This window comes from Streptomyces sp. NPDC051180, from assembly GCF_040689545.1.
Lineage (GTDB): Bacteria > Actinomycetota > Actinomycetes > Streptomycetales > Streptomycetaceae > Streptomyces.
This window is the reverse complement of record NZ_JBFBBC010000030.1, coordinates 1-23,163: the sequence shown is the minus strand read 5'-3', so window position 1 is coordinate 23,163 and position 23,163 is coordinate 1. Positions and strand designations below refer to the sequence as shown.

General features: G+C 73.5%; 24 protein-coding genes and 1 tRNA gene. 20 read left to right on the top strand and 5 right to left on the bottom strand.

The window, feature by feature from the left end; genetic code table 11:
- The first annotated feature begins 55 nt into the window (after window positions 1-55).
- The 5 genes from moaC (at window position 56) to AB0424_RS30390 (ending at window position 3,075) form a co-directional block, all read left to right on the top strand.
- Window positions 56-541 (top strand): cyclic pyranopterin monophosphate synthase MoaC, encoded by a 486-nt coding sequence (gene moaC / locus AB0424_RS30410; RefSeq protein WP_366310049.1) that lies wholly within the window; start codon window positions 56-58, stop codon window positions 539-541.
- Window positions 542-636: 95 nt separating this feature from the next.
- Window positions 637-1,128: a MogA/MoaB family molybdenum cofactor biosynthesis protein gene (locus AB0424_RS30405; protein WP_366310069.1), complete on the top strand. Its 492-nt coding sequence runs from the start codon at window positions 637-639 to the stop codon at window positions 1,126-1,128.
- Entirely contained in the window at window positions 1,125-1,736 is a 612-nt protein-coding gene (locus tag AB0424_RS30400; RefSeq protein ID WP_366310047.1) for a GNAT family protein, read from the top strand. Before AB0424_RS30405 ends, AB0424_RS30400 begins: the two co-directional genes overlap by 4 nt.
- Before the next feature lie 137 nt (window positions 1,737-1,873).
- Entirely contained in the window at window positions 1,874-2,905 is a 1,032-nt protein-coding gene (gene glpR, locus AB0424_RS30395) for a gephyrin-like molybdotransferase receptor GlpR (RefSeq protein ID WP_366310045.1), read from the top strand.
- A 96-nt stretch (window positions 2,906-3,001) separates the two neighbouring features.
- Window positions 3,002-3,075, top strand: a tRNA-Ala gene (locus AB0424_RS30390).
- A gap of 117 nt (window positions 3,076-3,192) precedes the next feature.
- Here AB0424_RS30390 and AB0424_RS30385 read toward each other — a convergent pair.
- Window positions 3,193-3,672, bottom strand: a complete 480-nt coding sequence (locus AB0424_RS30385; RefSeq protein ID WP_366310043.1) for a GNAT family N-acetyltransferase — start codon at window positions 3,670-3,672, stop codon at window positions 3,193-3,195.
- Window positions 3,673-3,722: 50 nt separating this feature from the next.
- On the opposite strand from AB0424_RS30385, the gene AB0424_RS30380 reads away from it, so the two are divergent.
- Window positions 3,723-4,526 carry an exodeoxyribonuclease III gene (locus AB0424_RS30380; RefSeq protein WP_366310041.1) on the top strand — a complete coding sequence of 268 codons (804 nt, stop codon included), beginning with the start codon at window positions 3,723-3,725 and terminating at the stop codon, window positions 4,524-4,526.
- 33 nt (window positions 4,527-4,559) lie between these two features.
- Here AB0424_RS30380 and AB0424_RS30375 read toward each other — a convergent pair whose 3' ends face one another.
- Entirely contained in the window at window positions 4,560-5,180 is a 621-nt protein-coding gene (locus AB0424_RS30375; RefSeq protein ID WP_366310067.1) for a MerR family transcriptional regulator, read from the bottom strand.
- Between the two features lie 184 nt (window positions 5,181-5,364).
- Between AB0424_RS30375 and AB0424_RS30370 the strand changes: the two genes are divergently transcribed.
- The 5 genes from AB0424_RS30370 (at window position 5,365) to AB0424_RS30350 (ending at window position 9,693) form a co-directional block, all read left to right on the top strand.
- Window positions 5,365-6,891 carry an NAD(P)/FAD-dependent oxidoreductase gene (locus AB0424_RS30370; RefSeq protein ID WP_366310039.1) on the top strand — a complete coding sequence of 509 codons (1,527 nt, stop codon included), beginning with the start codon at window positions 5,365-5,367 and terminating at the stop codon, window positions 6,889-6,891.
- Window positions 6,888-7,823, top strand: coding sequence for an alpha/beta hydrolase (locus AB0424_RS30365; RefSeq protein WP_366310037.1), 936 nt, complete (start codon window positions 6,888-6,890; stop codon window positions 7,821-7,823). The genes AB0424_RS30370 and AB0424_RS30365 overlap by 4 nt, the downstream gene beginning before the upstream one ends.
- Window positions 7,820-8,701, top strand: a complete 882-nt coding sequence (locus tag AB0424_RS30360; RefSeq protein ID WP_366310035.1) for an SDR family oxidoreductase — start codon at window positions 7,820-7,822, stop codon at window positions 8,699-8,701. The genes AB0424_RS30365 and AB0424_RS30360 overlap by 4 nt, the downstream gene beginning before the upstream one ends.
- A 142-nt stretch (window positions 8,702-8,843) precedes the next feature.
- Entirely contained in the window at window positions 8,844-9,044 is a 201-nt protein-coding gene (locus AB0424_RS30355; protein WP_366310033.1) for a hypothetical protein, read from the top strand.
- Window positions 9,045-9,198: 154 nt separating this feature from the next.
- The gene (locus tag AB0424_RS30350; RefSeq protein WP_366310031.1) at window positions 9,199-9,693 is read left to right on the top strand and encodes a GNAT family N-acetyltransferase; all 495 of its coding nucleotides are present in this window, start codon (window positions 9,199-9,201) and stop codon (window positions 9,691-9,693) included.
- A gap of 4 nt (window positions 9,694-9,697) precedes the next feature.
- Here AB0424_RS30350 and AB0424_RS30345 read toward each other — a convergent pair whose 3' ends face one another.
- Window positions 9,698-13,120 (bottom strand): S41 family peptidase, encoded by a 3,423-nt coding sequence (locus AB0424_RS30345; protein WP_366310029.1) that lies wholly within the window; start codon window positions 13,118-13,120, stop codon window positions 9,698-9,700.
- 172 nt (window positions 13,121-13,292) lie between these two features.
- On the opposite strand from AB0424_RS30345, the gene AB0424_RS30340 reads away from it, so the two are divergent.
- Together AB0424_RS30340 and AB0424_RS30335 are read left to right on the top strand one after the other, a co-directional pair.
- Window positions 13,293-13,865 (top strand): TetR/AcrR family transcriptional regulator, encoded by a 573-nt coding sequence (locus tag AB0424_RS30340; protein WP_366310027.1) that lies wholly within the window; start codon window positions 13,293-13,295, stop codon window positions 13,863-13,865.
- 125 nt (window positions 13,866-13,990) lie between these two features.
- Window positions 13,991-16,159: an MMPL family transporter gene (locus AB0424_RS30335; protein ID WP_366310025.1), complete on the top strand. Its 2,169-nt coding sequence runs from the start codon at window positions 13,991-13,993 to the stop codon at window positions 16,157-16,159.
- A gap of 85 nt (window positions 16,160-16,244) precedes the next feature.
- Here the strand turns inward: AB0424_RS30335 and AB0424_RS30330 are convergent, their stop codons facing one another.
- A complete protein-coding gene (locus tag AB0424_RS30330) occupies window positions 16,245-16,604 on the bottom strand; it encodes an SsgA family sporulation/cell division regulator (RefSeq protein WP_366310023.1) in 360 nt (119 codons plus the stop codon).
- Between the two features lie 177 nt (window positions 16,605-16,781).
- On the opposite strand from AB0424_RS30330, the gene AB0424_RS30325 reads away from it, so the two are divergent.
- The 5 genes from AB0424_RS30325 (at window position 16,782) to AB0424_RS30305 (ending at window position 21,152) form a co-directional block, all read left to right on the top strand.
- Window positions 16,782-17,813, top strand: coding sequence for an energy-coupling factor ABC transporter permease (locus tag AB0424_RS30325; protein WP_366310022.1), 1,032 nt, complete (start codon window positions 16,782-16,784; stop codon window positions 17,811-17,813).
- Window position 17,814: 1 nt separating this feature from the next.
- On the top strand, window positions 17,815-18,576 hold the full coding sequence (gene cbiQ, locus AB0424_RS30320; RefSeq protein ID WP_366310020.1) for a cobalt ECF transporter T component CbiQ: 762 nt from the start codon (window positions 17,815-17,817) through the stop codon (window positions 18,574-18,576).
- Window positions 18,564-19,316 carry an ABC transporter ATP-binding protein gene (locus AB0424_RS30315; protein WP_366310018.1) on the top strand — a complete coding sequence of 251 codons (753 nt, stop codon included), beginning with the start codon at window positions 18,564-18,566 and terminating at the stop codon, window positions 19,314-19,316. Before cbiQ ends, AB0424_RS30315 begins: the two co-directional genes overlap by 13 nt.
- A gap of 71 nt (window positions 19,317-19,387) precedes the next feature.
- The gene (locus AB0424_RS30310; RefSeq protein WP_366310065.1) at window positions 19,388-20,569 is read left to right on the top strand and encodes a serine hydrolase domain-containing protein; all 1,182 of its coding nucleotides are present in this window, start codon (window positions 19,388-19,390) and stop codon (window positions 20,567-20,569) included.
- Window positions 20,570-20,624: 55 nt separating this feature from the next.
- The gene (locus AB0424_RS30305; protein ID WP_366310016.1) at window positions 20,625-21,152 is read left to right on the top strand and encodes a YbaK/EbsC family protein; all 528 of its coding nucleotides are present in this window, start codon (window positions 20,625-20,627) and stop codon (window positions 21,150-21,152) included.
- Between the two features lie 21 nt (window positions 21,153-21,173).
- Here the strand turns inward: AB0424_RS30305 and AB0424_RS30300 are convergent, their stop codons facing one another.
- Window positions 21,174-21,791 carry a LysE family transporter gene (locus AB0424_RS30300; RefSeq protein WP_366310014.1) on the bottom strand — a complete coding sequence of 206 codons (618 nt, stop codon included), beginning with the start codon at window positions 21,789-21,791 and terminating at the stop codon, window positions 21,174-21,176.
- A 159-nt stretch (window positions 21,792-21,950) separates the two neighbouring features.
- Here AB0424_RS30300 and AB0424_RS30295 point away from each other — a divergent pair, with 159 nt between their 5' ends.
- On the top strand, window positions 21,951-22,739 hold the full coding sequence (locus tag AB0424_RS30295) for an SDR family NAD(P)-dependent oxidoreductase (protein WP_366310012.1): 789 nt from the start codon (window positions 21,951-21,953) through the stop codon (window positions 22,737-22,739).
- A 125-nt stretch (window positions 22,740-22,864) separates the two neighbouring features.
- Window positions 22,865-23,163, top strand: a 299-nt coding sequence (locus tag AB0424_RS30290) for a hypothetical protein (protein ID WP_366310010.1), incomplete at its 3' end; no start/stop codon positions are given.

The following is a 23,163-nucleotide window of genomic DNA, read 5'->3' as shown; positions in this document are numbered from 1 at the left end:
GGCGAGGGTGGGGGTACGGTGTCGTCCCCATACAGCGACCGGGAGTGTCACGGCCATGAGCACGCAGCAAGGTCTCACCCACATCGACGAGGCGGGTGCGGCCCGCATGGTCGACGTCTCCGCGAAGGACGTCACGTCCCGCACGGCGCGGGCCAGCGGGCGGGTCCTCGTCTCGCCGCGCGTGGTCGAGCTGCTGCGCGGCGAGGGCGTCCCGAAGGGCGACGCGCTGGCCACCGCGCGGATCGCCGGGATCATGGGCGCCAAGAAGACCCCCGACCTCATCCCGCTCTGCCACCCCCTGGCCCTGTCCGGGGTCACCCTGGACCTCGCGGTCACCGACGAGGCGGTCGAGATCCTGGCGACGGTCAGGACCACGGACCGCACGGGCGTCGAGATGGAGGCCCTGACGGCGGTCTCGGTGGCCGCCCTGACGGTCGTCGACATGGTCAAGGCGGTCGACAAGGGCGCGGTCATCTCCGACGTACGGGTGGAGGAGAAGACGGGCGGCAAGTCGGGGCACTGGACGCGGAGCACCTCGTGACCCGCGGGGGCCGGCCGGCCGGCACCCACGGGCACGAAGGTCCCGCCGACCCGGGGGAGACGCCCTCGGCGCCCGGCGCCGGCCTCGGCGGGGCTCTGACCGGCCCGTACGCGGCCCTCGTCGTCACCGCCTCCAACCGGGCGTCCGCCGGGGTCTACGAGGACCGGGGAGGCCCGCTGATCGCCGAGGGCCTGACCGCCATGGGCTTCGCCGTCGACGGCCCCCAGGTCGTCCCGGACGGGGCGCCGGTGGAGGCGGCCCTGCGGGCGGCGGTGGCCGCCGGGTACGACGTGGTCGTCACCACCGGCGGCACCGGCATCTCGCCCACCGACGAGACGCCCGAGGTCACCCGCCGGCTCCTCGACCGCGAGATCCCGGGCATCCCGGAGGCGATCCGGGCCCACGGCCGGGAGAAGGTCCCGACGGCGGCGCTCTCGCGCGGCCTCGCCGGCGTCGCGGGCGGCACGCTGATCGTGAACCTGCCCGGGTCCCCGGGCGGGGTGCGGGACGGCCTGGCGGTCCTGGAGCCGCTGCTCCGGCACGCCGTCGACCAGATCCGCGGCGGCGACCACCCGAGACCGTCGTGATCCCGACCTGGCCGGTGGCGCTCGTGGACGGGGACGTCGCGCTCCGGCCGATAAGGATGCGCGACCAGAGCGCCTGGCGCGAGGTCAACCGGCGCAACCGCGAGTGGCTGCGGCCCTGGGAGGCGACGGTCCCCCCGGCGCCGCCCGGCGGACCGGTCGCGCAGCGGCCGACCTACCGTCAGATGGTGCGCCATCTGCGGTCGGAGGCGAACGCGGGCCGGATGCTCCCCTTCGTGATCGAGTACCGGGGCCGGCTCGTCGGGCAGTTGACGGTCGCGGGGATCACCTGGGGCTCGATGTGCTCGGGGCACGTGGGGTACTGGGTGGACAGCGAGGTCGCCGGACGCGGGGTGATGCCCACCGCGGTCGCGCTCGCCGTCGACCACTGCTTCCGCGCGGTCGGTCTGCACCGCATGGAGGTGTGCATCCGCCCGGAGAACGGGCCGTCGCGCCGGGTGGTGGAGAAACTCGGATTCCGCGAGGAAGGGCTGCGGCCGCGTTATCTCCATATCGACGGCGCCTGGCGCGATCATCTGGTTTTCGCCCTCACGGCGGAGGAGGTGCCAGAGGGGCTGTTGAGGCGCTGGCATCAGGCAAGAATGCGATAAGTGTTCGAATTCAATCGGCAGTTGGCACGCAAACGATCTGAACAATCACAAAAAAGTTCAGTGATATCAGCCAGATCGTGCGACACACCGGGCCAATTGGCCGATGGCCCCGCGCGAACCCCTCTACCGTGTGAGGCGTGAGCAGCAGCGGCCTCATCTACGCAGTCATCGTCGGGGCCTGGGCCGCCTACTTGGTGCCGATGTGGCTCCGCAGGCAGGACGAGCTGAACGAAGCCCGTCCGACGGAACGCTTCAGCACCGCCATCCGGCTGCTTTCCGGACGGGCGGGCATGGAGCGCCGGTACGCCAAGGAGCTCAAGGAGCGGGACCGTACGGCGGAGGACCCGACGCCCGACGTGGACCCGGACGTGGCGACCGAGCATCTCAGCTCGGTCGACGTCCGGGCCTTCTCCGCGCCCGCGGCCAGGACCGAGGCGCGCATGGAGCTCCCCGAACCGGCACCGGAGCCCGCTCCGGACCCGGCCCCCGCACCGGCCGCAGGCCGCGCCGCCACCGGCGCCGCCGCCGAGCGGGCCCGCCGGGGCAAGGTCCTCGCCCGGCGCCGGCGCACCACCACGCTCCTCTTCGCCGGCTTCACCCTCGGCGCGGTCGTCGCCGCCGTCGGCGGCGTCACCTTCCTGTGGGCGCCCGCCGTCCCCGCGCTGCTCCTGAGCGCGTACATCGTCCATCTGCGGGTCCAGGAGCGACGGCGCTTCGTCTACGTGATGGACCGTCGCCGCGCCGAGGCCGCGGCCGCCCGGCTGCGCGAGAGCCGCCGTCCGGCCCCGACCCCGGAGCCCCTCCCCGACCCGGCGCCCTCCCCGCAGGAGGCCGACCGCCGCGCCCTCGTCGAGCAGACCGACCACGCCGAATGGGTCGACCAGCAGCGCGAGCGCGGCCCCGCCCGCGGCGACAGCTGGGACCCGGTCCCGGTCCCGCTCCCCACCTACGTCACGGCCCCGGTCGCCCCGCGCGCCACCAGCGGCATCGACATCACCGATCCCGAGACCTGGAGCGCCGCCCGCTCCTCCACGGCGGCCGACCCCGCCCCGGTCTCGCCGGCGCCCCGTCAGCGCAGCGCCCCGCGCCGCCCCCGCGACCACGGCCGCACGCCCCTCTTCGACCAGTACGCCGACGAGGACGACCGCCCCCGGGCGGCCAACGAATGACCCCTCTCCGCGGGGTCGCGACGGCCCCCGGCTGACCTGCGGAGGAACGGATTTTTGCCTGGGCCGGTCGGGATGCTAATGTTTCACACGTCGCAAGGGCCTGTGGCGCAGTCTGGTAGCGCACCTCGTTCGCATCGAGGGGGTCTGGGGTTCAAATCCCCACAGGTCCACAGACAAACGGGAATCCCGTCCGATCGAAAGATCGGGCGGGATTTCCGCTTTTCCGGGGTGGGTACGACGAACCGACCCGGACTCGGGCGAGTGCGGGTCGGTGGCGGCGCCGAGGCTCAGTGCAGGGGCTTCGCGTAGCAGCGGCTGTTGGGGTATTCGCGGTAGTGGCCGAACTTGGGGCAGGCCGTGTAGCCGCTGGAGAGGTAGAGCGCGATGGCCTCGGGCTGGGCGGTGCCGGTCTCCAGGACCATGCGGGTGCGGCCGGCGGCGCGGGCGTCGTCCTCCAGGGCGGCCAGGATGCGGCGGGCGAGGCCGGTGCCGCGGGCCTCGGGGACGACGTACATCCGCTTGAGTTCGGCGTCGCCGTCGGAGTAGCCCTCGGGGTTGGTGTCCTGGGTGCGCCAGCCGCCGGTGGCGACGGGGGTGCCGTCCTCGTCGTAGGCGAGGAGGTAGAGGCCGTGGGGCGGGCGGAACATCCCGGCGTGCAGCGGTGTGACATCGCCCTCGTCGCCGTAGCGGACGGCGTACTCCGCCTGGACGGCGTCCTCCAGTTTGACGGCGTCCGGGTGGTCATAGGGCACGGGCTGGATTTTCATGCGAAGCATCGTACATGTATGCAGGCTGCCGGTGTCGGTATTCTCCCGGGATGCTCACTGTCACGACCGCGAATGTCAATGGCCTCCGTGCCGCCGCCAAGAAGGGCTTCGTCGAGTGGCTGGCCGGCACCTCGGCCGACGCCCTCTGCCTGCAGGAGGTGCGCGCCGAGGAGGCGCAGCTGCCCGCCGACGTGCGGGCCCCCGAGGGGTGGTTCGCCGTGCACGCGCCGGCCGCCGCCAAGGGGCGTGCCGGGGTCTCCCTCTACACGCGGCGCGAGCCCGACCGGGTGCGGGTCGGCTTCGGGTCGAGCGAGTTCGACGGCAGCGGCCGGTACGTCGAGGCGGACCTGCCCGGCGTGACCGTCGCCAGCCTCTACCTGCCCTCCGGCGAGGTCGGCACCGAGCGCCAGGACGAGAAGTACCGGTTCATGGGCGAGTTCCTGCCCTACCTGAAGGAGCTCCGGGCGCGCTCCGCCGCCGACGGCCGGGAGGTCGTCGTCTGCGGCGACTGGAACATCGCCCACCGCGAGGCCGACCTCAGGAACTGGAAGTCCAACAAGAAGAACGCCGGCTTCCTGCCCGAGGAGCGCGAGTGGCTCGGCCGGGTCCTGGAGGAGGGCGACGGCGGTTACGTCGACGTCGTCCGGGCCCTGCACCCCGAGCAGGAGGGGCCCTACTCCTGGTGGTCCTACCGGGGCCGCGCCTTCGACAACGACAGCGGCTGGCGCATCGACTACCAGATCGCCACGCCCGGCCTGGCCGCCAAGGCCGTGAAGGCGTACGTCGAGCGGGCCGCGACCCATGCCGAGCGCTGGAGCGACCACGCGCCCGTGACCGCGGTCTACGACCTGTAGACCCCTCCCGCGCGGCGAGGTCCCCGGCGGGGGTCAGGGGAGGTCGCGCAGGTGGCGGTCGAGGGCCATCGACAGCTCCGCCTCCACCACGCTCTTCGCGAGGGGGCGGAGCCGCCGCACGTCCTCGTCGCCGGCGTGCGCCCGGAGCAGTTCGGTGAAGAGCTGTGCGAGGGCGTCGGCGTGCTCACGGACGCGGGCGCCGGCCTTGAGGACCTCGGCGAGGGGCACGCCCTCCCGGACGAGGGCGGCGGAGACGTCGAGGAGGCGGCGGCTGATGTGGACGATCTCCTCGCCGTCGGTGACGAGGTAGCCGAGGTCGAGGGCGGCGGCGAGGTTCTCGGGGGTGACCTCGCCGGCGAAGTGGTCGGCGAGCTCCTCGGGGGTGAGGCGGACCGGCTCCTCCTCGCTGGGCGCGCCGAGGGCGAGGACCTCGCGGACGTTGCGGCCGCTCTCGAACGCGGTGGTGAGGTCGGCGATGCCGTTGAGGGTGTGGCCGCGCTCCAGGAGGGCGGCGATGGTGCGCAGCCGGGCCAGGTGCTGTTCGTCGTACCAGGCGATCCGGCCCTCGCGGCGGGGCGGCGGGATCAGGCCGCGTTCGCGGTAGAAGCGCAGCGTGCGCACGGTGATGCCGGCGGCGCTCGCCAGTTCCGCCATGCGGTATTCGCGTGCGCCGGTCTGCGCGCTGTCGGGTCCCGATCCTTCTGCCACGTCGGTCAGCCTATGTTGTACCGCCGGTAACTTTCCCTCGCCGTACCCCTACCGCTCGGTATGGAGCTGCTCTACAGTCCCGACTGTGCCAGTGATTGCTGGCGGAGTGGGCCGGCGCGCGGGAGGCGGCATGGCGAAGCACGAGCACGTACGGGTGGCGGTGATCGGATCGGGGTTCGGCGGCCTGGGCGCCGCCGTCCGGCTGCGCCGCGAGGGGATCACCGACTTCGTGGTCCTGGAGCGGGCCGACTCCGTGGGCGGCACCTGGCGGGACAACAGCTATCCCGGCTGCGCCTGCGACGTACCGTCCCACCTCTACTCCTTCTCCTTCGCGCCCAACCCCGACTGGCCCCGGACCTTCTCCGGACAGCGGCACATCCGCGCGTACCTGGAGCACGTCACCGACACCTTCGGCATCCGCCCCCACCTGCGCCTGAACCACGAGGTGCGGCGCATGGAATGGGACGCCGAGGCGCTGCGCTGGGAGATCGAGACCAGCGGCGGCCGCTTCAGCGCCGACGTGGTCGTCTCCGCGACCGGCCCCCTCTCCGACCCCAAGGTCCCCGACATCCCGGGACTCGCCGACTTCCCCGGCAAGGTCTTCCACTCCGCCCGCTGGGACCACGACCACGACCTCACCGGCAAGCGCGTCGCCATGATCGGCACCGGCGCCTCCGCCATCCAGATCGTGCCCGCGATCCAGCCGCAGGTCGGCCGCCTCACCCTCTTCCAGCGCACGCCCCCGTGGGTCATGCGCCGCATGGACCGCGCCATCACCGGACCCGAGCGCTGGCTCCACCGCGCGCTCCCCGTCACCGGCACCCTGCGCCGCGGCCTGCTCTGGGGCATCCGCGAACTCCAGGTCGGCGCCTTCACCAAGCACCCGGGCGAGCTCGGGATCGTCGAGAAGCTCGCCAAGGCCAACATCGCCAAGGCCGTCAAGGACCCGGTCCTGCGGGCGAAGCTGACCCCCTCGTACCGCATCGGCTGCAAGCGGATCCTGCTCTCCAACACGTACTACCCGGCGGTCGCGCAGCCCAACGTCGACGTCGTCGCCTCCGGCCTGCGCGAGGTCCGCGGCTCCACCCTCGTCGGCGCGGACGGCACCGAGACCGAGGCCGACGTGATCGTCTTCGGCACCGGCTTCCACGTCACCGACATGCCGATCGCCGAGCGGGTCGTCGGCGCCGAGGGGAAGACCCTCGCCGAGAGCTGGAAGGGCGGCATGGAGGCGCTGCGCGGCGCCACCGCCGTCGGATTCCCCAACTTCATGACCGTCATCGGCCCCAACACCGGCCTCGGGAACTCCTCGATGATCCTCATGATCGAGTCCCAGCTGAACTACATGGCCGACTACCTGCGCCAGCTGAACGTGCTCGGCGGCCGCGCCGCGCTCGCCGCCCGGCCCTCCGCCGTGGGCGCCTGGAACCGCAAGGTGCAGGCCCGGATGGAGCGCACCGTCTGGAAGTCCGGCGGCTGCGAGAGCTGGTACCTCGACGCCAACGGCCGCAACACCACCCTGTGGCCGGGCACCACCGGCGAGTTCCGGCGCGAGACCCGGCAGGTCGACCTCTCCGAGTACGAGGTGATCCGCGCCCCCCGCACCGCGCCCGCCGCCAAGGCCCGCGGCGACCGCACGAAGGAGGCCGCCCAGTGAGCCGCCACCTGACCCCGCTGCCCGGGTCCCGCGCCCTCACCGCGGTCTCCGCCGACGGCGCCCGCATCCACGTCGAGGTGTACGGACCCGAGGGCGCGCCCGCCGTCGTCCTCGCCCACGGGTGGACCTGCTCGATCGGCTTCTGGGCCGAACAGATCCGGGCCCTCGCCGCGGACCACCGGGTCATCGCCTACGACCAGCGCGGCCACGGCCGCTCCCCGGCGCCCGAGGCGACCGGCGGCGCGGGCTACTCGACGACGGCGCTCGCCGACGACCTGGAGGCGGTGCTGGCCGCCACCCTCGGCCCCGGCGAGCGGGCCGTCCTCGCGGGCCACTCCATGGGCGGCATGACGATCATGGCGGCCGCGGGCCGCCCCGGCCTCCGCCGGTACGCCGCCGCGGTCCTGCTCTGCTCCACCGGCGCCTCGCGCCTGACCGAAGAGTCCACCGTCGTGCCGCTGCGGCCCGGCCGCCTGCGCAGCCGTCTGACCGCGGCCGTCCTCGGGTCGAAGGCGCCGCTCGGCCCGGTCAACGCCGTGTCGAAGAAGGTCCTCAGGTACGCGACGATGGGACCGGGCTCGACGCCTGACCGCGTCGAGGCGTGCGCCCGGATCGTGCACGCCTGCCCGCGCGGCGCCCGCTACGGCTGGTCGCAGGTCCTGGCCGGACTCGACCTCGAAGCGGGGCTGCGGGAGCTGCGGGTGCCGACGGCCGTGCTCGTCGGCACCGCCGACCGGCTCACGCCACCGGTCCACTCCGAGGTGCTGGCGGACGCGCTGCCGCACTGCACCGGAGTCGTCCGGCTGGCCGGCATGGGCCACATGACCCCGGTGGAGGCCCCCGAGGCCGTCACCGCGCAGATCCGCGAACTGACCCTCACGTACCTGGGCGTGAAGTCCGGTGAGCAGGAGAAGGAGAGGGAACAGGCATGAGCAGGGTGAGCCTGGAAGGACAGGTGGCGGTCGTCACCGGAGGTGCCCGCGGCGTCGGTGAACTCCTCGCCCGCAAGCTCTCCGCGCGCGGCGCGAAGATCGCGCTCGTCGGTCTGGAGCCGGAGCTGCTGAAGGAGGTCGCGGGGCGGCTGCACACCGAGGCCGACTGGTGGCACGCCGACGTCACCGACCACGAGGCGATGGCGAAGGTCGCCGCCGAGGTCAAGGAGCGGTTCGGGAAGGTCGACATCGTGGTCGCCAACGCCGGTGTCGCGGCGGGCGGTCCGTTCGTCGACTCCGACCCGGCGGCCTGGCGGAGGGTCATCGAGGTCAACCTGATCGGCGGCGCCGTGACGGGCCGGGCTTTCCTGCCCGTCCTCATGGAGTCCCGGGGGTACTTCCTCCAGATCGCCTCGCTCGCCGCGATCACCCCGGCTCCGATGATGACGGCGTACTGCGCCTCCAAGTCGGGCGTCGAGGCGTTCGCGCACAGCCTGCGCGCCGAGGTCGCCTACAAGGGCGTGAAGGTCGGCGTCGGCTACCTCTCCTGGACCGACACCGACATGGTGCGGGGCGCGGACCAGGACGACGTGATGAAGGAGCTGCGGCAGCGGCTGCCGTGGCCGTCCAACCGCACCTACCCCCTCGGCCCGGCCGTCGACCGGATCGTGGCGGGCATCGAGCGGCGCTCGGCCCATGTGTACGCGCAGTGGTGGCTGCGCGGGATGCAGTCGGTCCGCGGCTACCTGCCCGGCATGATCGCGACCGTCGGGCAGCGTGAGATGCGGCGCTTCGAGCCGCGCCTCGGCACGGTCTCCAAGGGGCTCGTCGGCGCGGGCGGGGCGGCCGACGAACAGGCGCGCACCGAGCGGGCCTGACGCGACCCCGGCCCGCCCGGGCCGGGGTCCCTACGGACCGTCACTGATCGAAATGCGTGGAATGTCCGCCCGTGCAAGGCTGGTCGAGGCCCAGGGGGCCCGCGCCCCCTCCCCCCTTCACAGCCTTCTAGGAGTGACTTCCATGGGCATGCAGGACCAGTTCAAGGACAAGGCGGAGCAGCTCAAGCAGCAGGCCAAGCAGGCCGCGGGCAAGGCGAGGGACGAGGCGTCCGAACGCGCTTCCCAGGGCCGCGGCCGCTCCGAGGCGGAGAGCGGCCGGGCCCGGCAGGAGGCCCAGGACCGCGTGGACCGGGAGCGCATGGACCAGGACCACGACGCCTGACGCGGGCCGGTCACCGACGGAGGCGCACCCGGGGCACCGGGTGCGCCTTCGCGCGTGCCGCCCGGCTCGGGTCGAACTCGCGCCGCACTCGCGCCGCGCGTCAGGGTGCGTAACTCGCGCGCGTCGCGGCCCGGATCTTCGTACCGTGAGCGCCATGGCCGTACTTGAGCGACTCCGATCCGACCACGCTCCCGCCCTGCTCGCGTTCGAGCGGGAGAACCGGGGGTACTTCGCCGCGTCCGTCCCCGACCGGGGGGACGCGTACTTCGCCGACTTCGAGGGCCGGCACCGGGCGCTGCTCGACGAGCAGGAGACCGGCACGATCCACTTCCACGTGCTGGTGGGGGAGGACGGGGAGATCCTCGGCCGGTTCAACCTGGTGGACGTGGACGCCGAGGGCGGCGCCGAACTCGGATACCGGGTGGCCGAGAAGGCGACCGGCCGCGGCGTCGCCACGGCCGGGGTGCGGGAGGTGTGCCGGCTGGCCCGCGAGGAGTACGGGCTGAGCCGGCTGACCGCCGTCACGACCCTCGACAACACCGGGTCGAGGGCCGTGCTGGGGCGGATCGGCTTCGGCGCCGTCGGCAGCGTCACCCTCGACGGGCGCGCCGGCGCCTCCTACGAACTGGACCTCGCGGCCGCCGCCTGAGCGGTCAGACCGGCCGCGGCGGCAGTTTCGGACGGGAGCGGTCGGGCAGGCCCTCGTAGCCCGGCGGGCTCGCGGCGGGGTTCTCGGTGAGCAGGGAGAGGGCCAGGTCGACGGCGTCGTCGAGCTGGGCGTGCCGCCCCTCGGCCCAGTCGAGGGGGGTGCGCAGGACCGCGAGGTCGGGTTCGACGCCGTGGTTCTCCAGGGACCAGCCGTACTCGGGGAACCAGGCGGCGTTCATCGGGACGGTGATCTGGGTCCCGTCGCCGAGCCGGTGGCGGCCGGTCATGCCCACCACCCCGCCCCAGGTCCGCTGTCCGACGACGGGGCCGAGGCCGAGCAGCTTGAACGCGGCGGTGATCATGTCGCCGTCGGAGGAGGTGGCCTCGTCGGCGAGGGCGACGACGGGGCCGCGCGGGGCGTTGGAGGCGTAACTGACGGGCTGGGCGTTGCGGGTGAGGTCCCAGCCGAGGATCCTGCGGGTCAGCTTCTCGATGACGAGTTCGCTGATGTTGCCGCCGGCGTTGCCGCGCACGTCGACGATGAGCGCGGGCCGGGAGACCTCCATGCGCAGGTCGCGGTTGAACTGGGCCCAGCCCGAGCCGCCCATGTCGGGGATGTGGAGGTAGCCGCAGCGGCCCCCGCTGAGCTCCCGGACCACGGCCCGGCGCTTGGCGACCCAGTCCTGGTAGCGCAGCGGGCGTTCGTCGACGAGCGGGACGACGGCGACGCGGCGGGCCCGGCCCTCGCCCTCGGCGGGGGTGAAGGTGAGCTCGACCGTGGTGCCGCCGGTGCCGGAGAGCAGCGGGTAGGGGCCGGCGACCGGGTCCACCGGACGGCCGTCGACGTGGGTGAGGACGGCGCCCTCGCGGATGCCGGTGCCGGCGAGCGGGGAGCGGGCCTTGGAGTCGGAGGACTCGCCGGGCAGGATCCGCTTCACCGTCCAGCCGGCCTCCCGGGGCACGAGGTTGGCGCCGAGCAGGCCCATGGGGCGCTGGTAGTGCGGCGGCCCCTCGTTGCGGCGGGCCGGGGTGACGTAGGCGTGGGAGGTGCCCAGTTCGCCGAGGACCTCGCGCAGGAGGTCGGCGAACTCGTCGGGGGAGGAGACCCGTTCGACCAGCGGCCGGTACTGGTCGAGGACGGCCGTCCAGTCGACGCCGCCCATGTCGGGCTCCCAGAAGTAGGCGCGCACGATCCGGCCGGCCTCGTCGAACGCCTGCCGCCACTCCGCGCCCGGGACGATCTCGTGCAGGATGCGCCGCAGGTCCAGGTAGACGGTGGAGTCGCCGTCGCCGGGCTCGGTGGCCGGCACGGCCCGCAGCTCGCCCTCGTCGGCGACGACGAGCCGGGTGCCGTCGCCGCTGACCGCGAACCAGTCGAGGTCCTTGGCGAGTTCGGACTTGCGGGCCTTGGTGATGGTGAAGTGCTCCAGGGTGGGGCGGCCCGAGGTGTCGGCGGGGTTGGCGAAGGTCTCGCCGAGCGCGCCGGAGATGGGCCAGCGCAGCCAGACCAGGCCGCCGCCGCTGACCGGGTGCAGCGCCGAGTACTTGGAGGCGGACACCGGGAACGGGGTGACCCGGTCCGGCAGGCCCTCGATCTCGACGGTGACCGTGCCGTCGCCGGTGTCCGACTCGTCGTCGGCGGGGTCGAGGCCGCCGGCCGCCGGCCGCCCGTCGGGGAGCAGCGCGAACGGTGAGGGCGTGGCCGAGGAGAGCGGCACGAGGTACGGGCGGCAGCCGAGCGGGAACGACAGGTCGCCGGTGTGCACGTCGTACACCGGGTCGAAGCCGCGCCAGGACAGGAACGCGAGGTAGCGGCCGTCGCGGGTGAAGACGGGGTTCTCGTCCTCGAAGCGCCCGTTGGTGACGTCCACGACGGTCCGGGGGCCGGGTCCCGAGATGCGCGCCATCTTGATGGAGCGCAGGGAGCGGCCGATGCCGGGGTGGGACCAGGTGAGCCAGGCGCCGTCGGGGGAGAAGGCGAGGTCGCGGACGGGTCCGTTGAGGGACCGGATCAGCTCGGTGACCCCGCCGGGGCCGTCGCCCGGGGCGGCGTCCCCGGTCACCGCGGAGTCCCCGGTCGCTCCGGGGTCCCCGGCGGGCTCGGAGCCTCCGGCCGGCTCGGGGCTTGCGGCGGCGGGGGCGTCCTCGTCCGCTCCGGCGTCCTCGGTGGTGTCGAGCAGGAGGAGGCGTCCGTCGTGGGAGGCGATGGCGAGCCGCTCGCCGTCCGGGTCGGAGATCAGCTCCTCGATCCGGCCCAGACCGCCCGAGGCGAGCCGCCGCGGCGGCCGGTCGCCGCTGGCGCGCGGCAGGTAGGCGACCTCGACGGCGTCCTCGCCCTCGGCGTCGGTGACGTACGCGACCTGGCCTCCGCTGCCCAGCATCTCGGGGAGCCGGACGCGGACGCCCGGCTCGTCGATGATCGTGCGGGCGGGGCCGTCGCGGTGCGTCAGCCAGTACAGGCTGCCGCGCACGGAGACGGCGCTGGCGCGGCCGGTCTCGTCGACGGAGAGCGCGTCGATGTGGTGGGCGGCCGGCACCTGGTAGGCGCGCCGGCCGACGCGCTGTCCGCCGAGCCGTACCTCCAGCCGCCGGGGCCGGGAGTCGGGGGTGAGGGCGTCGACGATCCACAGGTCGCCCGCGCACTGGTAGACGACCCGGTGCCCGTCGCTGGAGGCGTGCCGGGCGTAGAACGCGTCGTGGTCGGTGTGGCGGCGCAGGTCGGTGCCGTCGGGCAGGCAGGAGTAGAGGTTGCCGACGCCCTCGTGGTCGGAGAGGAAGGCGACCCGGCCGTCGACGGCCATGGGGCAGTCGAGGTGTCCGCCGATGCCGGGCAGCAGCCGTTCGCCGTGCAGCCAGAGCCGTCCGGTGGCTCCGCCGCGGTACCGCTTCCAGGCGGCCGGTTCGTGCGGCGGCTTGCCGGTGAGGAGGAGGGTGCGGCGGTCGGTGCCGTTGCCGGTGAGCTCGCCGTCGTCGGTGACGGCGATGTCGGAGACCGGGCCCCAGGGCATGCGGCCGCCGGGGGAGCCGTCGGTGGGGACGGTGTAGGCCCACGAGTAGTAGGAGAACGGCTGCCCGTGCGAGGAGACGGCGAGGATGTCGGACCGGCCGTCCTTGTCGGGGGGCGTCCAGCCGCAGACCCGGGTGTCGGTGGAGCCCCAGTGGGTCAGCCGACGGGCCGGCCCGCCGTCGACGGGCACGAGGTGGATCTCGGGGTCGAGGCTGCGCCAGTTCGTGTACGCGATCAGGCGTCCGTCCGGCGAGAAGCGCGGGTGGCCGACCCGCGTCCGGTCGACGGTCAGGCGCCAGGCCCGGCCGGGGCGTCGGCCCTCGGCGACGAGCGGGGCGATCCAGAGGTCGTCCTCGGCGGCGAAGCACAGCAGATCGTCGTGGAGGTGCGGAAAACGGAGATACGCGACGTCGTCACTCACCTCCTCATGCTTTCCGCGGGGAGGGGGTCAGGCAACTCGTACGTTCATGCGGGCGTCCTGTCCTGTGGCGGCCGGTGTGGCCCAGGACACGTACGAAACGGTTTCGTTTCGCTGGGGGCGGGGGTATCTTCGAACTGTACGAAACCGTTTCGTTCGGATCGGAGGCCGGTTCATGGCACGCAGCAGGCTCACTCCCGAGCGGGAGTCCGAGCTGTACGCGGCCGTGCTCGACCTCCTCCGCGAGGTCGGCTACGACGCCCTCACCATGGACGCCGTCGCCGCCCGCACCCACTCCAGCAAGGCCACCCTCTACCGCCAGTGGGGGAGCAAGCCGGAACTGGTGGCCCGCGCCCTTCGCTCCAACAAGCCCGCCGATCTCGCCGAGATCGACACCGGCTCGCTGCGCGGCGACTTCGAGGAGATGCTCGCGCGGACCGACGACTGTCAGATGGAGAAGGACTCCGCGCTGATGCGGGGCCTGGCCCATGCCGTCCACACCAACCCCGAACTGCACCGGGCGCTGCGCGAGCTGCTCATCGAACCCGAGCTCAACGGCTTCGACGAAGTGCTGCGCCGAGCGGTCCGCAGGGGAGAGGTCGACGCCGACAACCCGGCGCTCAAGCTCATCCCCCACATGCTGATCGGTGCGTTCATCGCCCGGCCCCTGATCGACGACCTGCCGGTCGACCACGCGTTCCTCAGTGCCTACGTCGACGCCGTCGTGCTCCCCTCACTCGGCGTCTGATCCGCCTTCCCCAGGCTGATCCGCACCACCTGAACCACCTGACTCCGCACCACCTGACTTCGCACCGCTCACGACGTCGGGCCGGCTCCCCATGCCCTGTCCCTCCACACTGGGAGTACGCCCCCGTGGCCACGTTCCTGTACAAGCTGGGCCGTTCCGCCTTCCGGCGCCGACGGCTCGTCGCCCTCCTCTGGGTGGCCCTCCTGGCGATCGCCGGGATCGGCGCGGCCACCGCGCCCGTCGCCACCTCCAGCTCCTTCTCCATCCCCGGCACCGAGGCACAGCGCGCCTTCGACCTGCTCGAGGAGCGCTTCCCGGGCGCCGGCGCCGACGGCGCCACCGCCCGGGTCGTCTTCAAGGCGCCGGCGGGCGAGAAGGTCACCGACCCGGCCCACAAGGCCGTCGTCGAGGAGACCGTCGCCGCGCTGAAGTCCGGCTCGGACCAGATCGTCTCGGTCGCCGACCCGTACACCGCGAACGCCGTCTCGCAGAACGGCTCCACCGCCTACGTCTCCGTCGCGTACAAGGTCAACGCCATGGAGCTGACCGACGCGACCCGCGAGGCGCTCACCCAGGCCGGGGAGAACGCCCAGGGCAAGGGGCTGACCGTCGAGGTCGGCGGTGACGCCCTGCAGACCATGCCGGAGACCGGCGCGGGCGAGATCGTCGGCGTGGTCATCGCCGGCATCGTCCTGGTCATCACCTTCGGCTCGCTGGTCGCCGCCGGACTGCCGCTGCTCACCGCCATCGTCGGCGTCGGCATCGGCGTCTCCTCGATCACGGCGCTCGCCAACGTCCTGGACCTCGGCAGCACCACCTCGACCCTCGCGATGATGATCGGCCTCGCGGTCGGCATCGACTACGCCCTCTTCATCGTCTCCCGCTACCGCGCGGAGCTCGCCGACGGCCGGGAGAAGGAGGAGGCCGCGGGCCGCGCGGTCGGCACCGCCGGCTCCGCCGTCGTCTTCGCCGGCCTCACCGTCGTCATCGCCCTCGTCGGCCTGGCCGTCGTCAACATCCCGATGCTGACGAAGATGGGCTTCGCCGCCGCCGGCACGGTCGTGATCGCCGTACTGATCGCGCTCACCCTGATCCCCGCGCTCCTCGGCTTCGCCGGCGACAAGGTCGTCGGACGCAAGCAGCGCAAGGGCCTGAAGAAGGACGACGGCAAGCCGAACGGCGGCACCCGCTGGGCCCGCTTCGTCATCCGGCGGCCCGTCATGGTGCTGCTCGTCGGCGTCCTCGGCCTCGGCGCGATCGCGCTGCCCGCCGCCTCCCTGGAGATGGGCCTGCCGGACGACGGCGTCAAGCCGACCTCCACCACCGAACGCCGTGCCTACGACACGCTGTCCGACGGCTTCGGCCCCGGCTTCAACGGTCCGCTGCTCGTCGTCGTGGACGGCGACAAGGCCACCGCGGACAAGACGGTCTCCACCATCAAGGGCCTGGAGGGCTGGGCGGCGGTCACCCCGCCGACCCCGAACAAGGCCGGCGACGCGGCGATGATCACCGTCGTCCCGAAGGACCGGCCGTCCTCCGCCGAGACCGAGGGCCTGGTCCACGACATCCGGGAGGCCACCGGCGACGACGTCCTCGTCACCGGCGCCACCGCGATGAACATCGACTTCTCGCAGAAGATGAACGACGCCCTGGTGCCGTACCTGGCCCTCGTCGTCGGCCTCGCCTTCGTCCTGCTGACCCTGGTCTTCCGCTCGGTCCTCGTCCCGCTGAAGGCGGCCCTCGGCTTCCTGCTCTCGGTGGTCGCGGCCCTCGGCGCGGTCGTCGCGGTCTTCCAGTGGGGCTGGCTCGGCAGCCTGTTCGGGGTCGAGCAGACCGGCCCGATCATGTCGATGATGCCGATCTTCATGGTCGGCGTGGTCTTCGGTCTCGCGATGGACTACGAGGTCTTCCTCGTCACCCGCATGCGGGAGGCGTACGTCCACGGCGAGCGGCCCGGCGAGGCGATCGTGACCGGCTTCCGGCACAGCGCCCGGGTGGTCGTCGCCGCCGCGGTGATCATGATCGCGGTCTTCTCCGGCTTCATCGGCATGACCGACCAGATGATCAAGATGATCGGCTTCGGCCTGGCCGTCGCGGTCCTCTTCGACGCCTTCGTGGTCCGCATGGCGATCGTCCCGGCCGTCCTGGCGCTCCTCGGTCACAAGGCGTGGTGGCTGCCGAAGTGGCTGGACCGGATCCTGCCCAACGTGGACGTCGAGGGCGAGGGCCTCGCCCGCGCCGACGAGGGCTCGGGCTCGGGACCGGGCGGCAAGCCGGACCTCGTGGAGGTCTGACCCCCGCGAAAACCCTGCGAACCCCCCCCGCGACCCGCGGCCCGGTCCTCCGGGTCGCGGGTCGCGCGTCAGGCCCCGTGCGCCGTCAGCCCGTCGTCACCGACGAGCCGGCGGCGTACGTGTGCCGGAGGAAGCGGAGCAGGGCCGTGGTGTCGAACTGGACGACGGTGACCCCGTCGTCGGTGTGGAGCTCCACGACCGTCTGGACCCGGCCGCACGGCCAGACCCCGATGTCGCCGCCGCGGGCCGGGGCGCGCAGACCGGTCTCCAGGAGGGTGCGGGGGAAGGACCACTCGACGGCCCCGGGGAAGCAGAAGCGGACCGTCGCGGGGGAGGAGTCGGGGTCGTAACGGAGGGACACCGGCACCGGGCGGGAGAGGGGGGCGTCGCTGATGATCCGTCCCTTGGCGTAGTCGTCGACTTCGCGGTCGTGCGCGGTGGCCATCGGGGGCTCCTCACGGTTTGTCCTCTTATCGACCAATGTCCCACTCCTTCCCGGCCGGTGCGCGTCGCATACCCGTGCGGCCGAGAGTGTGCGCGGGGTCACGTGATGCGCACGCCGTCGTTCTGTGACCGTTGCGCTCTTGCAAGCCGTTCGCAGGAGGGCTCTATCATTCGGGACGTGCATGTACCTGACGGATTCATCAACGCCCCCGTATCGGCCGCCGCCGGAGTCGTCGCCGCCGGCGCCGTCGCCGTCAGCCTGCGCGGAGCCCGCCGCGAGCTGGACGAGCGGACCGCTCCGCTCGCCGGCCTCGTCGCGGCCTTCATCTTCGCCGTCCAGATGCTGAACTTCCCGGTCGCGGCCGGGACCAGCGGACACCTGCTCGGCGGCGCCCTCGCCGCGATCCTCGTCGGCCCCTGGACCGGCGTCCTGTGCATAGCCGTCGTCCTGCTGATGCAAGGCATCCTCTTCGCCGACGGCGGCCTCACCGCCCTCGGCGTGAACATCACCGTCATGGGCGTCGTCACCGTCGTCGTCGCCTACGCGCTCTTCCGCGGCCTCGTCCTCGTCCTGCCGCGCACGCGCCGCTCGGTGACCGTGGCCTCCTTCGTCGCCGCGCTCGTCTCCGTGCCCGCCGCGGCCGCCGCCTTCACGCTCATCTACGCGATCGGCGGCACCACCGACGTCCCCGTCTCCAAGGTCCTCACGGCCATGGTCGGCGTCCACGTCCTCATCGGCATCGGCGAGGCCGTCATCACCATGCTCACCGTCGGCGCCGTCGTCGCGGTCCGCCCCGACCTCGTCTTCGGTGCCCGCGGTCTGACCGCCCCGCTCAAGCTCCGCGTCGACGGCGAGCTCGTCGACGCCGCCCCGGCCACCCCGGCGGCCGCCCCGGCCGGCTCCCCGAGGAAGCTGTGGGCCGGCGGACTCGTCACCGCCCTCCTCCTCGCCGGATTCGTCTCCTTCTACGCCTCCGCCAGCCCCGACGGCCTGGAGAAGGTCGCCGCCGACAAGGGCATCGACCGCAACGTCGAGGACCACGCCGCCGCCGACTCCCCGCTCGCCGACTACGGCGTCAAGGGCGTCGAGGCCCCCCGGCTCTCCGGCGGCCTGGCCGGCGTGATCGGCGTCGGCGCCACCCTCGCCGTCGGCACCGGCGCGTTCTGGGTCGTCCGCCGACGCCGTACCGCCACCGAGGCGACGGCCTGACATGGGAGCGGGGCACGCACACAAGCTCTACCGGCACGCGCACTCACCGGTCCACGCGCTGCCCCCGCACACCAAGCTCGCCGCCGTCCTCGCCTTCGTCGTGGTCGTCGTCTCCACGCCCCGCGAGGCCGTCTGGGCCTTCGCCCTCTACGCCGCGCTCCTCGCGGCCGTGGCGGCGAAGGCCCGCGTGCCGGCCGGCTTCCTGCTGAAGCGGCTGCTCATCGAGGTGCCGTTCGTCGCGTTCGCGCTGCTCATGCCGTTCGTCGTGCCCGGCGAGCAGACCACCGTCCTCGGGGTGTCGATGAGCGTCCCCGGACTGTGGGGCGCCTGGAACGTCCTGGCCAAGGGCACCCTCGGCGTCGCCGCCTCCGTGCTCCTCGCCGCCACCACCGAGCTCCGCGCCCTGCTCCTCGGCCTCCAGCGGCTCAGGCTCCCGCCGCTGCTCGTCCAGATCGCCTCGTTCATGATCCGCTACGGCGACGTCATCACCGACGAGATGCGCCGCATGTCCGTGGCCCGCCGCTCACGCGGCTTCGAGGCCAGGGGCGTCCGCCACTGGGGCGTCCTCGCCAAGTCCGCGGGCGCGCTCTTCATCCGCTCCTACGAACGCGGCGAACGCGTCCACCTGGCCATGGTCAGCCGCGGCTACACCGGCACCATGCCCGTCCTCGACGAGGTCACCGCCACCCGCGCCCAGTGGGCGTACGCCGCGGCGCTCCCCCTCACCGCGCTCCTGATCTGCCTCCTGGGATGGACCCTATGACCGCCCCGTCGCTCGAAGTCCACGGTCTCGCCTACGCCTACCCCGACGGTCACCAGGCCCTCTTCGGTGTCGACCTGACCGTCGGCCGCGGCGAGCGGGTCGCCCTCCTCGGCCCCAACGGCGCCGGCAAGACCACCCTCGTCCTCCACCTCAACGGCATCCTCACCGGCGGCGCGGGCGGCGTCACCGTCGCGGGGCTGCCCGTCGGCAAGCAGCACATGGCCGAGATCCGGCGCAAGGTCGGCATCGTCTTCCAGGACCCCGACGACCAGCTGTTCATGCCGACCGTCCGCGAGGACGTGGCCTTCGGGCCCGCCGCGGCCGGACTGCGGGGGGCCGAGCTGGAGGCCGTCGTCCGCAAGGCCCTCGAACGCGTCGGCATGGCCGAGTACGCCGACCGCCCCCCGCACCACCTGTCCTTCGGGCAGCGCCGCCGGGTCGCCGTCGCCACCGTCCTCGCCATGGAGCCGGAGATCCTCGTCCTCGACGAGCCCTCCTCCAACCTGGACCCGGCCTCCCGCCGGGAGCTCGCCGACATCCTCCGCTCCCTCGACGTCACCGTCCTCATGGTCACCCACGACCTGCCGTACGCCCTGGAGCTCTGCCCCCGCGCGGTGATCCTCAGCGAGGGCGTCATCGCGGCCGACGGACGCACCGGCGACATCCTCGCCGACGAGGAGCTGATGGCCCGGCACCGCCTGGAGCTGCCGTTCGGCTTCGTGCCCGGCTCCGTCGCCTGACCCCGGAATCCGCCCCCGACCGGCCGCGTTGCACCATGGGAGCCGGTCGTACGAGAGGGAGCGTGAGTCGGGTGGACGTCCAGGGCACGGTGGCGGCGGGCTGGGAGCCCGTCAGGGACGCCTTCCTGCGCAACTTCGCACAACGCGGCGAGCGCGGCGCGGCCGTCGCGGTCCACCGGGACGGCGTCCCGGTCGTCGACCTGTGGGCGGGCGCGAAGTCCGCCGACCACACCGAGGGGGCCGACGAGGAGCCCTGGACGAGGGACACCGCCCAGGTCGTCCGCTCCGCCACCAAGGGCGTCGCCGCCGTCGTCCCGCTCCTGCTCCACGAGCGCGGACTGCTCGACCTCGACGCCCCCGTCGCCGCCCACTGGCCCGAGTTCAAGGCCGCAGGCAAGGACCGCGTCACCGTCCGGCAGCTGCTCGCCCACCAGGCCGGCGTCCCCGTCCTCGACCACCCCCTCACCCTCGCCGAGGCCGTCGACCTCCCCACCGCGACCCGCGCCATCGCCGCCCAGGCCCCCGTCTGGGAGCCCGGCACCGCCCACGGCTACCACGCCCACACCTTCAGCTGGCTGCTCTCCGGCCTCGTCCACCGGGTCACCGGCCGCACCATCGGCCGATGGGTCGCCGAGGAGATCACCGCCCCCCTCGGCCTCGACCTGTGGATCGGCCTCCCGGCGGCGGAAGCCCACCGCGTCGGCCGGCTCGCCCCCGTCGAGGAGATCGAACCGCCCGGCGGCGGCGCGCTCCGACTGCGCCCCAAGCGCTCGGTCTCCGAGGCGTACGAGAACCCGGACTCCCTCACCCGGCGCGCCTTCGGCGTCATCCACCCCAAGCCCGACGAGAACGACCCCGCCTACCGGGCCGCCGAACTCCCCGGCTCGGCCGGCGTCGCCACCGCCCGCGCGCTCTCCCGCTTCTACGCCGCCACCCTCGGCCCCGTCGACGGCGCCGCCCGCCTGCTCGCCCCGGAGACGCTCGCCCTCGCCCGCACCGAGGAGTCCGCGGGCCCCGACCGGGTCCTGCTCGTCTCCACCCGCTTCGGCCTCGGCCACATGCTGCACGGCCCGGCCTCCCCGCTCCTCGGCCCGTCCTCCTTCGGCCACCCCGGCCGCGGCGGCTCCCTCGGCTTCGCCGACCCCGACTCCGGCATCTCCTTCGGTTACGTCACCAACGGCATGCGCAAGACGGTCACGGCCGACCCCCGGGCCCAGGCCCTGGTGCGGGCGGTCCGGGCGGCGGCGCTCTGACGCGTAGGGTCGACGGGCCGGAGCAGCACACCCGTCGCCCAGGGGAGCGAGACGCATGACCGCCGAGGACCTGACACCCGCCACCGAGTCCGCGCACGACCCGCACGCCACCTACGAGAAACTGCTCGCCCTGCTCGACGAGCGCGGCGCCGCCTACCGGGTGATCGAGCACGCCCCCGAGGGCGCCACCGAGGCGGTCAGCGCCCTGCGCGGCCACACCCCCGGGCAGGCGGCCAAGTGCATCATCGCGATGGTGAAGATCGGCAAGAAGGAGAAGCGGTTCGCGCTCGTCGTCGTCCCCGGCGACCGGCGGATCGACCTCGCCGCCGTGAAGGCGCTGTACGGCGGCACGTACGTCTCCTTCGCCTCCCCGGAGATCGCCGAGGAGCTCGCCGGCTCCCCGAGCGGCACCATCCTCCCCTTCGCCTTCGACGAGCGCCTCGACCTCTTCGTCGACCCCGGCCTGCTCGTCCACGAGGAGTTCTACTTCAACGCGGCACGCCTCGACCGCTCGCTCGCCCTGTCCGCGAAGGACTACACGGCGATCGCGGAGCCGCGCGTCGAACGGGTCTCGACCGACTGAGGCACCGGCCCGCCCCGCGGATCAGGCGACGGCCGGGGTGAGCGCGAGCACCATCCCGAGCCCGACCAGCACCGTCCCGATCACCTTGTTGAGCACCGCCTGCCTCCGCAGCAGGCGGGTCCGCAGGCTCTCCTGGGAGAAGAGGACGGCGGCGATCCCGAACCACACCAGGTGCGCGAAGGACATGAACAGGCCGTATCCCACCTGCTGGGCGACGGGCGTGTCGGCGCTCACGACCTGCGTGTACGTGCTCAGCACGAAGAGCATCGTCTTGGGGTTGAGCGCGTTCGTCAGGAAGCCGGTGCGCAGCGCCCCCGCCTTCGTCAGGCCGGCGTCGTCCGACAGGTCGACGTCGGCCCGCGTGGTCGCGACGAACGTCCGGTAGCCGATGTACACCAGGTACGCGGCGCCGATCAGCTTCATCGCGGTGAACAGCGCCGGCGAGCGGCTCACCAGGAGTCCCACGCCCAGCATCGTGTAGGCGACGTGGACCAGGACGCCGAGGGCGATCCCGACGGCCGCCAGCACCCCCGCCGTCCGCCCGTACAGATAGCTGTTGCGGACCGTCATCGCGAAGTCCGCGCCGGGGCTGATCACCGCCAGCACCGTGATGACCGCCACGGCGATCAGCTGTCCCATCTTCCCGTTCCCCCGTTCCCCCGTTCGTCCGCTCCCCGAGCCGGAGCGGCCCCGTGACGCTAGTCGATCGACGGCCCCGCACGCGAGGGCGAGTTGACGGAGTAGGCGACCCGCGCCGCCCTCTGGCGCTCCGGGTCCCCCCGATGCTGGGATCACCCCATGGAACGGGAACGCACACGGCGGTTCGAGGGGTACGGAGCACTGGTCACGGGAGCGGCGCGCGGCATCGGCGCGGCCACCGCGCGACGCCTCGCGGCGGAGGGCGCCCGGGTCCTGGTCACGGACATCGACGAGGAGGAGGCCCGCAGGACGGCCGCGGACCTGCCCGGGGCGGTCGCCCTGCGCTGCGACGTCGGCGACCGGGCGGCGGTGGAGGCGGCGGTCGCGTACGCCGTGGAGACCTTCGGCGGCCTCGACGTCCTCGTCAACAACGCCTTCGCGCCCGTCGCCCCCGACCCGGACCGGTTCGAGGACGAACCCGACGACGGCTGGGCCGGCCAGCTCGACGTCACGCTGCTCGGCGCCGTCCGCTGCGCCCGGGCGGCGCTGCCGCACCTCGCCGCGGCCGGCGGGCGCGGCGCGATCGTCACCATCGGCTCCGTCAACGCCGAGGCCGACTTCGGCAACCACGCCTACAGCGCCGCCAAGGCGGGCCTCGCCTCCTTCACCCGCACCCTGGCCGGCGACGCCGCCCCGCGCGGGGTGCGCGTCAACCAGATCAACCCGGGCACGATCGCGACCGCGGGCTGGGCAGGCAAGGAGGCCGAACTCGCCGCCCTCGCCGACCGGGTCTACCCGCTGGGGCGTGTCGGCACCCCGGCGGACGTGGCCGCGGCCGTCGCCTTCCTCGCCTCCCGCGACGCGTCCTGGATCACCGGCACGGTCCTGCGGGTGGACGGCGGGCTGATGGCGGTCAACACCCACTTCGCCGAGGTGCTGGGCGACTGACTGCGGGAAGGGAAGAAATTCCGGGCCCGGGCGCAACCCCGGGAGGTGCCGCACGTCTGGTGGGTTGAAGGCGCCCTTCACCGCACCACCCCAGACCGTGTTCCCTCACCTCCTCGGGAGACCCCATGTCCCGCCACGCAGCCCTGCGGACCCTCCGCGCCCGTCCCCGGATCCTCGGCGCCGTCACCGGTGCCGCGCTCCTCCTCGGCGGCGCCTTCGCCGTCCAGGCCGCCGCCGACTCCGGCCCGCGCCCCGCCCCGGCGGCCCCGCAGGCGGCCCCGGCCCCGGAGTCCGCGCCGGCCCCCCGCGCGGTCCCGGCCCCGCAGGCCGCACCGAAGGCCGCCCCCGCGCCCCGGCCGGCCACCGCCCCGGCCGTCGTGGCGGCCCCGGCCCCGGCTCCCGCCCCGGCCGCCGCCACCCCCGC